15 protein-coding genes and 1 pseudogene are annotated in these 13,791 nt (G+C 42.4%); 5 read left to right on the top strand and 11 right to left on the bottom strand.

Features of this window, described 5'->3' with window-relative positions; all coding sequences use genetic code 11:
- Positions 1 to 8 precede the first annotated feature (8 nt).
- From thrB to yutH, 5 genes are all read right to left on the bottom strand, one after another.
- Positions 9 to 923, bottom strand: coding sequence for a homoserine kinase (gene thrB, locus DCC82_RS00125; protein WP_097353806.1), 915 nt, complete (start codon positions 921 to 923; stop codon positions 9 to 11).
- On the bottom strand, positions 920 to 1,981 hold the full coding sequence (gene thrC, locus DCC82_RS00130) for a threonine synthase (protein WP_015864967.1): 1,062 nt from the start codon (positions 1,979 to 1,981) through the stop codon (positions 920 to 922). Before thrC ends, thrB begins: the two co-directional genes overlap by 4 nt.
- Positions 1,981 to 3,279 carry a homoserine dehydrogenase gene (locus DCC82_RS00135; protein WP_062678091.1) on the bottom strand — a complete coding sequence of 433 codons (1,299 nt, stop codon included), beginning with the start codon at positions 3,277 to 3,279 and terminating at the stop codon, positions 1,981 to 1,983. The genes thrC and DCC82_RS00135 overlap by 1 nt, the downstream gene beginning before the upstream one ends.
- A gap of 189 nt (positions 3,280 to 3,468) precedes the next feature.
- Positions 3,469 to 4,452, bottom strand: a complete 984-nt coding sequence (locus DCC82_RS00140; protein WP_015864969.1) for a 2-hydroxyacid dehydrogenase — start codon at positions 4,450 to 4,452, stop codon at positions 3,469 to 3,471.
- Positions 4,453 to 4,542: 90 nt separating this feature from the next.
- The gene (gene yutH, locus DCC82_RS00145; RefSeq protein WP_015864970.1) at positions 4,543 to 5,553 is read right to left on the bottom strand and encodes a spore coat putative kinase YutH; all 1,011 of its coding nucleotides are present in this window, start codon (positions 5,551 to 5,553) and stop codon (positions 4,543 to 4,545) included.
- Positions 5,554 to 5,713: 160 nt separating this feature from the next.
- On the opposite strand from yutH, the gene DCC82_RS00150 reads away from it, so the two are divergent.
- The gene (locus DCC82_RS00150; RefSeq protein ID WP_015864971.1) at positions 5,714 to 6,211 is read left to right on the top strand and encodes a phosphatidylglycerophosphatase A family protein; all 498 of its coding nucleotides are present in this window, start codon (positions 5,714 to 5,716) and stop codon (positions 6,209 to 6,211) included.
- A 52-nt stretch (positions 6,212 to 6,263) separates the two neighbouring features.
- Here the strand turns inward: DCC82_RS00150 and DCC82_RS00155 are convergent, their stop codons facing one another.
- Both DCC82_RS00155 and hepT read right to left on the bottom strand, forming a co-directional pair.
- A complete protein-coding gene (locus tag DCC82_RS00155; protein WP_041269973.1) occupies positions 6,264 to 7,034 on the bottom strand; it encodes a TIGR01457 family HAD-type hydrolase in 771 nt (256 codons plus the stop codon).
- Positions 7,035 to 7,264: 230 nt separating this feature from the next.
- Positions 7,265 to 7,702, bottom strand: coding sequence for a type VII toxin-antitoxin system HepT family RNase toxin (hepT, locus tag DCC82_RS00160; RefSeq protein ID WP_015864973.1), 438 nt, complete (start codon positions 7,700 to 7,702; stop codon positions 7,265 to 7,267).
- Positions 7,703 to 7,820: 118 nt separating this feature from the next.
- Between hepT and DCC82_RS00165 the strand changes: the two genes are divergently transcribed.
- Together DCC82_RS00165 and DCC82_RS00170 are read left to right on the top strand one after the other, a co-directional pair.
- Positions 7,821 to 8,090: a DUF3055 domain-containing protein gene (locus DCC82_RS00165; RefSeq protein ID WP_015864974.1), complete on the top strand. Its 270-nt coding sequence runs from the start codon at positions 7,821 to 7,823 to the stop codon at positions 8,088 to 8,090.
- A 57-nt stretch (positions 8,091 to 8,147) separates the two neighbouring features.
- Positions 8,148 to 8,306 (top strand): annotated as a pseudogene (locus tag DCC82_RS00170) (cytosolic protein); the annotation flags it as partial.
- A gap of 431 nt (positions 8,307 to 8,737) precedes the next feature.
- On the opposite strand, the gene DCC82_RS00180 reads toward DCC82_RS00170, so the two are convergent.
- Positions 8,738 to 9,013, bottom strand: a complete 276-nt coding sequence (locus tag DCC82_RS00180; protein WP_015864975.1) for a YutD family protein — start codon at positions 9,011 to 9,013, stop codon at positions 8,738 to 8,740.
- A gap of 112 nt (positions 9,014 to 9,125) precedes the next feature.
- Between DCC82_RS00180 and DCC82_RS00185 the strand changes: the two genes are divergently transcribed.
- Positions 9,126 to 9,812, top strand: a complete 687-nt coding sequence (locus DCC82_RS00185; RefSeq protein ID WP_015864976.1) for a YhcN/YlaJ family sporulation lipoprotein — start codon at positions 9,126 to 9,128, stop codon at positions 9,810 to 9,812.
- A 64-nt stretch (positions 9,813 to 9,876) separates the two neighbouring features.
- Here the strand turns inward: DCC82_RS00185 and lipA are convergent, their stop codons facing one another.
- Positions 9,877 to 10,773 (bottom strand): lipoyl synthase, encoded by an 897-nt coding sequence (gene lipA, locus DCC82_RS00190; RefSeq protein WP_015864977.1) that lies wholly within the window; start codon positions 10,771 to 10,773, stop codon positions 9,877 to 9,879.
- A gap of 193 nt (positions 10,774 to 10,966) precedes the next feature.
- On the opposite strand from lipA, the gene DCC82_RS00195 reads away from it, so the two are divergent.
- A complete protein-coding gene (locus tag DCC82_RS00195; protein ID WP_223812248.1) occupies positions 10,967 to 11,929 on the top strand; it encodes a M23 family metallopeptidase in 963 nt (320 codons plus the stop codon).
- A gap of 44 nt (positions 11,930 to 11,973) precedes the next feature.
- On the opposite strand, the gene DCC82_RS00200 is transcribed toward DCC82_RS00195, so the two are convergent.
- Together DCC82_RS00200 and DCC82_RS00205 are read right to left on the bottom strand one after the other, a co-directional pair.
- Positions 11,974 to 12,081: a methionine/alanine import family NSS transporter small subunit gene (locus DCC82_RS00200; RefSeq protein ID WP_015864979.1), complete on the bottom strand. Its 108-nt coding sequence runs from the start codon at positions 12,079 to 12,081 to the stop codon at positions 11,974 to 11,976.
- A 5-nt stretch (positions 12,082 to 12,086) separates the two neighbouring features.
- Positions 12,087 to 13,601 carry a sodium-dependent transporter gene (locus DCC82_RS00205; RefSeq protein WP_081189137.1) on the bottom strand — a complete coding sequence of 505 codons (1,515 nt, stop codon included), beginning with the start codon at positions 13,599 to 13,601 and terminating at the stop codon, positions 12,087 to 12,089.
- Positions 13,602 to 13,791 lie beyond the last annotated feature (190 nt).

Consider the following 13,791-nt stretch of genomic DNA (forward strand, 5'->3'; position numbering starts at 1 on the left):
AACCGCTGTTATTTTTCAAGCGCCAGCTTATATACTTGACTGCCTTTTTGTGCCACCTTCAGGGATTCTACCGCACAATCTGGAAAGTGCGGAAGCAATTTTTCTTTTAAGCTTTCTCCTTTTCCAGGTTCGGCAAAAGCAAGAACGGTAGGACCCGCCCCGCTTAATGCCACCCCAAACGCTCCGTATCGCGCAGCCAACGTCTCTACAAGCGATAGCTGCGGGACAAGTTCTTTACGATAAGGCTGATGAAATAAATCAGCTGCCATCATTTTTCCGGCAAGTTCCCAATTTTTCGTTAATAACGCCGCGACTAATACGTTGCTGACCGCACTTGCCTCGACGGCCTCTTGGCGCGCCAGCAGCTGTGGCAAAACGCTGCGGGCTTTTTTTGTTTCTAGCTCATACGAAGGGATGACAGCGACTAAATCGAATTGCACGTTTGGGACATGAACGATATTTGTCTCTTCTTGGCGATGACTGCCAATGACAAGCCCTCCATATAAAGAAGCGCCGACATTATCCGGATGCCCTTCATAACAGCTGGCCAACCTCATTTTTTGCTCTAAAGTCAGCGACAGACCTGCAAGCTCATTGACCAGCTCAATTCCCGCTACCACTGCTGCTGCACTGCTTCCTAAGCCGCGCGTAAATGGAATATCACTATATACATCGACCGCACAGCTCGGCAACGTACGCCCGTATGTTTGAGCGACTTGCGCCGCCACTTGATAAATTAAATTGTCTGTTCCCGGCGGAATTGCTTCCACTTCAGGAGATCGGGGAATAAATTTCCATTCATCTGCCAACCTGACTTCTAACGTCAAATAACGGGATACTGCGAGACCAATCGAATCAAAACCAGGTCCTAAATTCGCCGTGCTTGCTGGGACGACGATTTTTAACATCCCATCTTCTTTCATTGATGGACAACTCCTTGAATATGCTCAAACACAATCGCCTCATCATTCGGAAGTACGGTTGGTTTAATTTCCGCTGTTTCCATCGCAATTGCCGGATCTTTCAGCCCATTTCCTGTCAACACCGCCACAACGGTGCTTCCCTTTCTAATTTCATTCCGCTTCCGTTGCTTGATCACTCCCGCAATGGATGCGCAAGAAGCAGGTTCAGCAAAAATTCCTTCCTCCCGCGCAAGCAGTTTATACGCTTCTAAAATTTCCGCATCCGATACTTCATCGATTTTTCCATTTGATTCCGTTGCCGCTTGCACCGCTTTTTCCCAGCTTGCCGGATTGCCAATACGAATCGCTGTCGCGATCGTTTCCGGATGCTCAATCACTTGATTGCGGACAATCGCCGCCGCTCCCTCCGCCTCGAATCCGCGCATTTGCGGAAGACCAGTTTGTTTCGCCGCATGATACTCTTTAAATCCCTTCCAATAAGCGGTAATATTCCCGGCATTGCCGACCGGAATCGCAAGCACATCCGGCGCTTTGCCAAGCTGGTCGCAAACCTCGAATGCTGCTGTTTTCTGCCCCTCGATACGATATGGATTTACCGAGTTGACAAGGGTAATCGGGGCGATATCGCTAAGGCGGCGCACCATTTTTAACGCTTCATCAAAGTTTCCCTCAATCGCAAAAATTTCTGCTCCGTACATAACTGCCTGGGCTAGTTTTCCCATTGCAATTTTGCCATTCGGAATCACGACAATACAGCGCAACCCTGCTCTTGCCGCGTAAGCCGCAGCAGAAGCGGACGTATTGCCTGTCGAAGCGCAAATAATCGTATGGCTGCCCGCTTCTTTCGCCTTTGCGACCGCCATCACCATGCCACGGTCTTTAAACGATCCCGTCGGATTTGCGCCTTCCACTTTTACGTACAATTCCACATCAAGCTTTTCCGATAGCCGTGGCAGCGGAATAAGCGGTGTATTTCCTTCGTTTAAAGAAAGCATCGGGGTATTTTCATTGATTGGCAAAAATTCACCGTACGCCTGCAACAGCCCTTTCCATGTCATTATTTTCCCTCTCCTTCAACGCGATACGAGCTCTTTACCTCATGAACAATTTCTAAATCACGCAATTGCTGTAAAATGTCCTCGTAATCTTTTTGTGACGCACGATGAGTAACGATTACGATTTCCGCAAGCCCATCTTCTTTTAAAGGCAATTGTAAAATTTTTTCGAAGCTAACACCGCGTTCAGAAAATAGTGCCGTAATTTTCGCAAACGCACCAACTTGATCTTTCACATGAATACGCAAAAAGTATTTCGAAAAAATTTCTGATGCGGATTTTAGCTGCTTTTCGTACTGCGGCGCAACGGCATTGCATCCGTTTACTCCCAATCTCATATTTTTCATGACGGCCACTAAATCAGAAACAACAGCAGTCGCTGTTGGCAAACTTCCCGCTCCAGGCCCATAAAACATCGTCTCGCCGACTGCTTCGCCATACACATATACCGCGTTGTATTCATCATTAACGGACGCAAGCGGATGGGAATCAGGAAGCAATGTCGGCTGGACGCTTACTTCTACTTTGTTTCCATCACGCTTAGCAATGCCGATTAATTTCATCGTGTAACCGAGACGTTTGCTGTAGTTAAGGTCTTCTTCCGTAATCGATGTTATTCCTTTTACTTGAACATCATCTAAATCAATGTTCATGGAAAATCCGAGACGGGCTAAAATAGCCATTTTTCTTGCTGCGTCTAATCCTTCTACATCCGCGGTTGGATCTGCTTCCGCATATCCAAGCGCTTGTGCTTCTGCCAATACTTCTTCATAGGATGCACCGTATTTACACATTTTTGTTAAAATATAGTTTGTTGTTCCATTTACAATCCCCATCATTTTCGTAATGCGGTCCGAAGCAAGACCATCAACAAGGCTGCGCAAAATCGGAATTCCTCCAGCAACACTTGCTTCATAAAATAAATCACAGTGATTTTCCACTGCCACTGCCAACAACTCTGACCCATACAATGCCATTAAATCTTTATTTGCCGTCACCACATGCTTGCCTTGCCGCAATGCGCGAAGCAAATATTGACGAGTTTCCTCGATTCCCCCCATTACTTCGATAATGACATCGATTTCTGGATCATCAATGACGTCTGTAACATTTGTTGTCAACAACGATGGTTCCACGCGCACGTCCCGTTTTTTATATATATCTCTTACAAGAATTTTTTTGATTTGCACCGGACAACCTACTTGATGCATCAGCCGTTCTTGATGATTTTCAATAATTTTTACAACACCGCTCCCAACAGTACCTAATCCTAATAAACCAACTAAGATTGGCTTTTCCATATTCCCCCGCCTTTCTGTATCTCCTGAATAAACATTTGTTTTTCTATAGTAGACATTATAAAAGATATTGCTTTGTTTTACAATGACTAAAATGACTAATTTTTATAATAAATATTGAAAACGTTTAATATCAAGTAAATTCGGATAATTTTTTACAAAAAATAGGCAGCCCTGCTTCATAGGACCGCTTTATCGTGAATTCCACTCTTTGTTTACAAGCGTTTCAGGCTGTTTTCCTTGCAACACGGCAATAATATTTCGGCTAGCTAATTCCATCATCTTTGTACGTGTTTCTCCCGTTGCACTTCCAATGTGCGGCAATGCAACAACGTTTTTTAATGTCAATAACGGATGGGAAGCGTCAATCGGTTCATGTTCAAATACATCTAATCCTGCTCCGGCAATTTCTCCGCTTACAAGCGCATCATATAAAGCTTGTTCATCAACGACCGCCCCTCTTGACGCATTGATAAATATCGCGGATTGTTTCATTTTGCGAAATGCTTCCCTGTTAAACATATGACGTGTCTCATTGGTTAACGGCGTTAAGCAAACAACAAAATCAGCGGTTGCCAATAACTCTTGAAACGAGCAATATGTCGCGCCAAGCTGCTTTTCTGCTTCTATGTTGCGGGAACGATTGTGGTACAAAATATTCATATCAAAACCGGCTGCCCGTTTTGCAACAGCCTGCCCGATTTTCCCCATGCCGACAATACCGATCGTTTTGTGATGGACATCCACACCAGCTAATAAAAATGGACTCCAGCTTTTCCATTTTCCTTCTTTGATAAATTGCGCTGCCTCCACTATACGGCGGGCGGTTGCCAACAACAAGGCAAACGTTAAGTCAGCGGTAGTATCTGTTAGTACATCAGGAGTATTGCAAACAGCAATTCCATATTTTGTCGCGGCCGGGACATCGATATTGTCAAATCCGACCCCCATGTTTGCAACGACTTTTAACGATTTTCCCGCTTTTAATACCTCTTGATCGATGACATCCGATACCATTGTTAATAACGCATCTGCTTTTTTCGCCTCATTGATTAACACATCGCGAGAAACTGGTATATCGTCATGCGGCCACATCGCTACTTCGGCGATATCTTTGATCGGAGCGATAATATCATCGGGAAGCTTTCTTGTAATAAACACATATGGTCGACCCATAACGCCCACCTTCTTTTATGTATTTTTTTCTATCTTATCATAATTGCGCCATTATCATAAAAAAAAACGATGATTCCGTGATCACCGCTATTATGATACGTGAGAAAACCAATCAATTTTCGGAAGATGAAGCTGGCGGTTCGATAGTCCGACAATATCCACAAATGACGCGAGAAATTGTTCATGCTCTCGGGAATGGTTGACAATATGACGTAACGTTTGTTCATATGCTTGTTTTTCTCTCTCTCCTTCTGATATATAATACCCTTCCACACATTCAAAATAATGAAGCGGGAAAAGAAGCCGTGCATAAATTAAGCGCCAGGCAAATGCCGATAACGGGGTGACCTGTTCATAGTCTCGAAAAAATTGCCGGATTCTTTCCACAGAAGCATTTTGTCTTTTTGTGTATATTTGCCGAACCCACTCCGCCAAATCTCTTGCACAATGATCATATACCCAATCCGTCGCTAACTTATGCTCCTTTCCCTCTATCCACTTTGCATCCGGCAACCGTTCATGGCAAAAAGTTGCATAGTCAATACCGACAGGCTCCTCATCTAACTCCGTATCCGCTACATATTGAATCGCATTTTCCGCCAAGCCAAGATAATATGGAAATGATTCAATAAAAAGACGATCAAACATAGTAGTAATTCCCATCTCTATTTTTCTTCTCCAAAATTGCTCCATCTGATCAAGGCGTGTTCCCCAAAATTCTTTCCATTGGCCTATCCGCCGACAATGAATAATCGAAATAGGACAAGTGCGGCCACGCTGATGAAATTTCGCTAATTCCCGACCAATCGAGATATTTCTTGCATATGGCGGAATGGACGTACGAACCATAACAATGGGCTGTCTGGCGTTGTAAGCAACCAGCTCTCCTGACTTGGTTGGAACAAACGATGCGACAGTGACATCTCCTTTCGATATCAAATAATGGCTCATTTTCTGCAATTCCTTTATTTCCGCTTCCGTACGCCCATGTACAGGAATAACGGTATAATATTGATTTTTGTATAGAAATGTATAATATCGTCCAATTTTCCCCATTCTTTCTGCCGAAATTTCGTATTCATGACGAATAAATTCTTGCATCACTTCTCTCCCTCCTTATAAAAGCAATATATGAATTCATTTGCAAAAAAATCTGTTTTTTCCCATATTTGCAAGCATCAAAGTTTACAGAAACGGCACATTTATGCCATGATAAACATATATAATAAAAAATAACTCCTTAAAGAAACAGGTGACGCCCATGAAAGAACCAATTATGAACAATCTTGAACAAACCGCCCGCCAATGGCTGGAAGAACGCGGGGTTACAATCAAAGACATCGCTGAACTTGTATATTATTTACAATCGAAATACCATCCAAATTTGAAATTAGAAGAATGTATTGAAAATGTGAACCGCGTGATTGCCAAGCGTGAAGTACAAAACGCGATACTCACTGGCATCCAGCTTGATAAATTAGCAGAAGAAGGCAAATTAGATGAGCCGTTGCAGTCTATTATTCAGCGTGACGAAGGTTTATATGGAGTGGACGAGATTTTAGCGCTTTCGATCGTAAACGTATACGGCTCCATCGGTTTCACCAATTATGGATATATTGATAAACAAAAGCCAGGCATTTTGAAATACTTAAATGATAAATCAACAGGAAAGTGCAATACGTTTTTAGACGATATTGTCGGCGCTATTGCTGCCGCTGCCTCAAGCCGCTTAGCCCATCGAGCGGCGAATGTGGAGTAAGCGGCGCTTTAGCGAAAAGAAAAAACGCCGCTCTAGCGAAGAGCGGCGTTTTTTAAATGCGATCCATCCATTCTTTTAGTGAATCCGCCGTATATGTTGGCTGCTTTTCATATCGTTGCAACAGTTCTTTTGTCGTTACTCCCGTATGGACAAGAAGCGTGTCCATTCCCGCATTCATTCCCGCCATAATATCGGTATCGTAGTAATCGCCGATCATTAATGTTTCCTCTCTCGGCACTCCCAACACTTTTAGCGCTTGTTCCATAATAATTTTTTCCGGTTTTCCAATAAAAATAGGCTGCACTTGGGTCGACACAGCAACAACAGCCGTGAGAGAACCGTTTCCCGGCAACAATCCTCGTTCTGTCGGAATCGCAATATCGGCATTTGTCGAAATAAACGTTGCGCCATTGCGAACGGCTAAACAAGCGATGGCAAGTTTTTCATATGTAATGCTTCTGTCAATTCCCATCACGACAAATTCAGCGTCTTCTTTCGCAAAAGTAAATCCTTTTTCTTCAAGAGCTGTGCGAATTCCTTCTTCGCCAATCACATAAACAGAAGCATCCGGTTTTTTTTCAAAAATATAGTTTGCTGTCGCTTGGCTTGTTGTAAACACATGTTCTTCTGTTGCTGGAACGCCGAATGACTGCAATTTCTCCGCCACTTGTGCCGGTGTGCGCGAGGAGTTATTCGTGACAAATAAATACGGAATGCCTTTTCGATACAGCTCTTTTACAAAATCACGAGCTTCCGCGATACATTCTGTTCCTCGATACATTGTTCCGTCTAAATCGATCAAATATCCTTTATACTTTTTCAACATCTTCACCTCTTTATTGATCATCACGTAACAAACTTATAAAAAGAAATGAAAAATGTCAAAAAGCAAACACGCCCCAATACCCTCCCGACTGTATTCCATTTAGAAGCGAGGGGGGCTTTACAAAGAAGTCTCCACGCAGAAGGAGGATATGTATTTCTACCCGATAAATGGAGTGGAAGTCTCCTTGGTACAAGTTAACATTGGAGACGTGTTTGCTAAACGATCCATCAATTGCGGAACGCGGACACGGGACCAAGCTCGTTTTCTAAATACGTGCGAATAGCGGATGGATATGCTTGCAGAGCTGGAAAATGTTTTTGCACTTCCTCAAGCAATTTTGCGTGGTCGACATTCGTATAATGATGAACAAGCATTTTCCGATAGCCAATGATCGCTTTTAATCCTTTTGCATCATCCGCTGTTATAACCCGTTCATCCGTTAAAATATCGATAATATCTTCGTAACTGCCTGGGTCTCTCATAATAAAACCATCGATCATCGCATTTCCGACATCTAAAATTGCTTCAATCACTAAATGAACAATACGCTCAAGAACAAGTTGAGACAATTCATCATCCCACGATGGCTTTTGTTTATAAATATGTAACAGCTTTTCCATATAACGTAATGTTTCTTCGATTTTATTGCGATCTACAAAGTACATCATTATTCCTCCTAGTATTTGTTTTTTTTATTGTACCATAATTATACGAATACGAGACATTTCACATATCGTTTGTTATGATGGAAGTACGCACATTTCTTACTGGAGGGCGGAGTTTATGAACGAGCGTTTTTACTTATATGACGATACGGTCAATACGAAAACGCGTTTTGTCAGTTTTTTAGGAGAACGGCAACGATTTGATTTAGCCATTATCCAAACAGATCGTTTTTACGGAAAATATTTAGTCCTTGATTTGCAAAGCAACCGTTTTGCAATTATTGGACAAGACGATTTAGAAGAACCGGGATATTTGGAACATGCTTACCGCTTGAGTGAAGAAGATGCCAACGATTTACGATCATTTTTATATGAATGCATTTCATAGCTGCCTTCTCATTAGGGGACATTATAAATAATCCCCATCCTGAGGAAGGTGAAACAAATGCAGGAGAAGGAAAAGTATAGCGATTTTTCCACCGTGGAAAAACAGAAAAATTTTTTAACGGCCGAAGAATTTCCAGAAGGACCGTACGGTTCTCCGCGCCGCGCAGACGAACCAGTGCAAAACAAAAGCACCCCGTGGAAAAAGGGACAGCGTTACAAGTACAATCGGAGAAAGCCCATGCAGGGTGTAGCCCGTCTTTAGACATGGGATGAACCGATTGCTTTGACGTAGTCAAAGATGGTATACTACTCTTATAGAGAAGAAAAATCCAACGTCTTGAATCGGGCGCACAGGGCGATAAGCACCAGTGAGGTGTTTGCCCATGAAAGTCTTGTGGAATTAGAGTCAGTATCCATGCGAAGGTATGGAAGAAGCTCTATAGTACACAAGAACCCCGTGGCTTTAGCCATCGGGAGGTTCAGTATAGTGCTTTTAACTACGAATACAAATCATTCCACCAAGACATTCCAAGACAAGACCCTGGCGCGCATCCGCCGCACGATGACCCGCGGGAAAATGAACAATTCCCATACGGTCAAGCATAATAGTTGCGGCTATCCTCATAAAAAGGATAGCCGCGTTTTGTTTTATCGTTTTACCTTACGAAGCACAAAATACGCACAACCAAAATTGCAATATTCATACAAATACTCTGATAATGTGCTAATTTTCGTATCATATGTTGCTTTTTGGTTATGATCATCAAAAAATCCGCGCAAACGAAGTTGGTTGTATCCCCAGTCTCCCACAATATAGTCATACTTACTTAAAATATCTGCATATCGCGCACGAAACGCCTCTTCATTAAACGCATTTTTCACGTTTTCCACTAATTCATAACATATATTGTTAATGCATATCATCCTTTTCACCTTGCCTTTCCACTTTCATCATAAACGATGAAACGTTCCCAATCAATTACTGTTATCAAAGTTCATAAAGAGGAACATCCTGAAGGTGAAGGGGGTGTTTGCAATGAGAAAAACATTGCTTACGGTCACATTAGGTACAGCTGTAACATTAGCAGGCTGTGCGCAAATGGGACAAGATAACAATACCGATGTATATAAACGAAGCGGTAATACGATGAACGTCACCGATCGCAACGATTTATATAATGAAAGAGGAGTGCCAAACGGCAACGATGCACGAATGAACAATTTTGGCTATGTCCGCCATCAACAAAGCCCTGTTCGCGGTGATGCAAACTTATATAACAATATGCCAACGTTCAATCGCGAGCGCGCGGCTGATTTAATCAGCAAGCTTTGTACACAACTGCCGAACGTTAAGGATGTCGCCACATTAGTAACAGACGAAGAAGTATTGATCGTTTATGATACAGATACAAAAAATCGTCAGGAAACAGCAGACCAAGTAAAAAAGACAGCTCTTTCTGTCGTTCCGCGCTATTATCATGTCTATGTGGCTGATGATCCAAGCCTCATGAAAGATATCGAGCGCTTTGGACGTTTAGATTCCAACAGCCGAAATATCGATCAAATTATCGATGCAACGATTCAAAGAATGCTGAAATATCCGCAAGGCCGCAAACTAAGTGACGGGGAAAACGAAAATGGGGAAATGATTAACGAAACAAACGACCGTCTCGATCGTGATTTCCATGATGGTACGCCAAAGCCTGCAAAAATGAACCGATAACCTGAGAACAGAAAAACGGTCTGTCTTCATCTCGATGAAGGCAAGACCGTTTTTTACACACGTTTTACGCTTTCATCTGCCGTGCTGCCGAAGCCGCATTTACTTGTTCGTCTGCATGATAAGAAGAGCGAACGAGCGGACCAGCTTCGCAATGAGTAAATCCTTTGCTTAATGCGATTTCTTTTAATTCTCTAAATTCGTCTGGATGGTAATATTTCACTACTTTCAAATGCTTTTTCGTTGGCTGTAAATATTGGCCGATCGTTAAAATATCCACATGATTGGCGCGCAAATCATCCATTGCCTCAATAATTTCTTCTTTTGTTTCCCCAAGGCCGACCATAATACTCGACTTGGTTGGAATGTCCGGCTGCAATTCTTTCGCGCGGCGCAAAAATTCAAGCGAGCGCTCATATGTCGCGCGTGCGCGCACTCTTGGCGTTAATCGGCGAACCGTTTCAATATTATGGTTTAAAATATCTGGACGTGCATCCATTAATGTTTTTAAGTTCTCATATACTCCACCCATATCGGAAGGAAGCACTTCAATCGTCGTAAATGGATTTTTGCGACGGATGGCACGGACCGTTTCCGCAAATACAGCCGCTCCTCCATCTTTCAGGTCATCGCGAGCGACAGCAGTGACAACAACGTGTTTTAAGTTCATAAGGCGAACCGATTCGGCAACACGTTCCGGCTCTTGCCAATCTAGTTCCGTCGGTAATCCTGTTTTTACCGCGCAAAAGCGGCACGCACGAGTACATACGTTCCCTAAGATCATAAATGTTGCCGTTCTTCGTACCGCCCAACATTCATGAATGTTTGGGCATTTTGCTTCTTCGCATACGGTATGTAACCGGTTTTCACGCATCAATTTCTTTAAGCCAGTATAATTTTCATTTGTATTCAGCTTTATTTTTAACCATTCCGGTTTGCGAAGGTGCTCTTCATTTGTTGCCATTGTTCTCACTCCAATAGTTTTATTTATATTTTTCATTATAAAAAAAAAAGCAAATAAACACAAAGAAATTAGTCACACCTCACTTTCCGCATTTTAACATTTATGAAATAAGCGAATCTCCTCAAACTAAATAAAGGAGATGAATGGAAAGGGGTAGAAGTATGTGTACCGATTTATATTTGGCATTGTAATGATGATAATTATATTCACGACACCAAAAATCATATTTGGCCAAGAAAAATTCGATGAAGAAGAGATTTATCAGAAACGAATGGAGTTATACAAAAAAGCAGAAGCAGCCTCGCTGATCCCTTGGTATTATTTTGCGGCGATTGATCAATATGAACGGAACGTCCGTCAAGTGCGCCGTGATTTGCCTAAACCTACCGGCGTACTTGGCATCTATATCAAACCGGAAATTTGGGCGGGGCCTTTAAATAAAAACCCTCATGATACCAATCCGTTTACGATTTCGCAATTTGGCGGTTTTGGTATGGATGGAAACGGAGACGGTGTCGCCGATCCGACAGATGATGAAGATGTTATTTTTGCTATGGCACGCTTTCTTCAATCGTATGGAATCGATCATAAACATATAAAAATGGCCCTTTGGGACTATTATCAGCGAAGCAAAACGGTTGATTTAATTTTAGGCAAAGTAAAAATTTACAAAAAGTATCAGACGTTAAAGTTAGATGATCATGTATTCCCGCTTCCGCTTCATGCAAATTACAGCTATCGGGATACATGGGGTGACAAAAGAGGTTGGGGAGGACGCCGCATTCATGAAGGTACGGATATTTTTGCAAGCTACGGTGTCCCTGTACGATCGACTTGCTATGGAATCGTGGAATTAAAAGGATGGAATAACTATGGAGGATGGCGTGTAGGTATTCGTGATATTAATAACACTTATCACTATTTTGCTCATTTAAATGGATTTTCCCCTAACTTACGTGAAGGACAAATCGTGGAACCAGGAACCATTATCGGCTCGGTCGGCAGTTCGGGCTACGGCCCGCCAGGGACGGCTGGAAAATTTCCACCGCATCTTCATTATGGAATGTACAAAGATAACGGATATACGGAATGGTCTTTCGATCCATATCCTCACCTGAAGGCGTGGGAACGTGCGGAAAAACAAAAGAAAAAATAAGGAGGTCGGAATGAAACACCGACCTCCTTTTCCTCTACATACCACTATCCGTTTTGTCTTGCTTTTCTTACCGCATGAATAATGCTTGCCGCTAAACCTCCCCAAATGACGACGATACCAACAACCATCATGACAACCGCACTTGTTTCCATCTATCTTAAACCCCCTTGCTTTCCGTCTGGTGCGTTTCTCTGACAGTAGAACCGTGCCATTGCTTGAATGAAAGCAAGATTCCGATTGCAATGACAGCAAGCGCGACAACCCAGCCGAACGACGTAACAAACCAAGTTTCGTATCCTGAGTAATTTTCTTTAATATTTGTCCGAATGTTATCCACCATCATATATCCTAACACAAGCGGCGTGATGACGCTTAAGCAAACTTTCCACCAGGCACCGAGCATAATATCGGAAACGCTGTTCGCATGCTCTTGCAAGTTATTAAGCTCGCGCACAACCCAAGCAATTACAACAACCTCAACAAGTCCCGCCAACGCAATGCCAAAGTTGTTAATAAAGTAATCAACGACATCTAACAAATATAAACCGCCATGCGACGCAAAGAAAAGAGATAATAACGCCGCAACGCCTCCTCCAAACAATACCGATTTCGTACGGGAAACACCAAACTTTTCCTGAATCCCGGCAATATACGTTTCGCAAATCGAAATGAGAGATGTTAGTCCCGCAAGCGTTAACGATAAGAAAAAGAGAACACCGAAAAAGGCATTAAGCGTCGGAAACTCGTTAATAATTTTCGGAAACACTACAAATGCTAATCCGACACCGCTGCTTACCACTTTATCCACCGTTACCCCTTGTTGTTGCGCTAAAAAGCCAAGAGCACTAAATACTCCAATTCCAGCCAACAATTCAAATCCAGAGTTTGCAAATCCCGTAATAAACGCGTTATTTGTTAAATCTGATTTTTGTGGAAGATAACTGGCATACGTGACCATAATAGCAAAAGCAATGGATAAGCTAAAGAAAATTTGTCCATACGCGGCAATCCAAACTTTTCCGCTCATAATTTGGTCCCAATCCGGTTTAAAGAACACGTTTAATCCTTCTAATGCCCCATCAAGCGTAACCGCGCGAATAACAATGATAAGGAAAAGAACAACAAGCGTTGGCAAGAAAATTTTGTTTGCTAATTCAATTCCTTTTTTAACGCCTTTATAGAGCACACCTAACGTAACAATCCAGACAATCACCAGCGGAATAAGTACATTAAGCGAAATTCCTCCTAATTGACCCGGTTTATCCGCTAAATGCAAATAATTTTTAAAAAGAAAACTTTCTGTATCTTCTCCCCACTTTAAATTAAAGGAAAATACCGTATAAGATAATGCCCATGCAATAACAACGGAATAATACGTAGAAATAACAAACGAAATAAGCACTTGCCACCAGCCAATCCACTCCGCGTTTTTATGAATGCGGGAAAGCGATAGGGGCGCAGAACCGCGGTATTTATGACCGATGGCAAATTCCATCACTAACAACGGAATCCCTGCAGTAAGCAAAGCGAATAAATACGGGAAAAAGAATGCTCCGCCGCCATTTTCATAAGCGACCCCAGGGAAACGCCAAATGTTTCCGAGCCCGATCGCAGAGCCAGCTGCTGCTAAAATAAACCCTGCGCGCGTTCCCCATTGCTGTCGATTCTCCATTTACAGCCCCCCATTTTTTGTAAAATAATATAATTTTTTATTTTCTGATTTATCCGTCTTTTATAAGTATAGTATACTTCCTATTAGTCGAGAAGTCAAAGCAATATTAGACTTCTATGTTTGTTATTTCCATGTAGGAAAAAACAATGGCAACTTGTCCTATATTACAAAACTTTTTTCTTCTTTACAT

This window comes from Geobacillus sp. LYN3 (genome assembly GCF_003064505.1).
Classification (GTDB): domain Bacteria; phylum Bacillota; class Bacilli; order Bacillales; family Anoxybacillaceae; genus Parageobacillus_B; species Parageobacillus_B toebii.

Coding starts and splice junctions, on each gene's coding strand:
- thrB (WP_097353806.1), bottom strand. CDS start 923: ATGAAAGAAGATGGGATGTTAAAAATCGTCGTCCCAGCAAGCACGGCG.
- thrC (WP_015864967.1), bottom strand. CDS start 1,981: ATGACATGGAAAGGGCTGTTGCAGGCGTACGGTGAATTTTTGCCAATC.
- DCC82_RS00135 (WP_062678091.1), bottom strand. CDS start 3,279: ATGGAAAAGCCAATCTTAGTTGGTTTATTAGGATTAGGTACTGTTGGG.
- DCC82_RS00140 (WP_015864969.1), bottom strand. CDS start 4,452: ATGGGTCGACCATATGTGTTTATTACAAGAAAGCTTCCCGATGATATT.
- yutH (WP_015864970.1), bottom strand. CDS start 5,553: ATGCAAGAATTTATTCGTCATGAATACGAAATTTCGGCAGAAAGAATG.
- DCC82_RS00150 (WP_015864971.1), top strand. CDS start 5,714: ATGAAAGAACCAATTATGAACAATCTTGAACAAACCGCCCGCCAATGG.
- hepT (WP_015864973.1), bottom strand. CDS start 7,702: ATGTACTTTGTAGATCGCAATAAAATCGAAGAAACATTACGTTATATG.
- DCC82_RS00165 (WP_015864974.1), top strand. CDS start 7,821: ATGAACGAGCGTTTTTACTTATATGACGATACGGTCAATACGAAAACG.
- DCC82_RS00180 (WP_015864975.1), bottom strand. CDS start 9,013: ATGATATGCATTAACAATATATGTTATGAATTAGTGGAAAACGTGAAA.
- DCC82_RS00185 (WP_015864976.1), top strand. CDS start 9,126: ATGAGAAAAACATTGCTTACGGTCACATTAGGTACAGCTGTAACATTA.
- lipA (WP_015864977.1), bottom strand. CDS start 10,773: ATGGCAACAAATGAAGAGCACCTTCGCAAACCGGAATGGTTAAAAATA.
- DCC82_RS00195 (WP_223812248.1), top strand. CDS start 10,967: ATGATAATTATATTCACGACACCAAAAATCATATTTGGCCAAGAAAAA.
- DCC82_RS00200 (WP_015864979.1), bottom strand. CDS start 12,081: ATGGAAACAAGTGCGGTTGTCATGATGGTTGTTGGTATCGTCGTCATT.
- DCC82_RS00205 (WP_081189137.1), bottom strand. CDS start 13,601: ATGGAGAATCGACAGCAATGGGGAACGCGCGCAGGGTTTATTTTAGCA.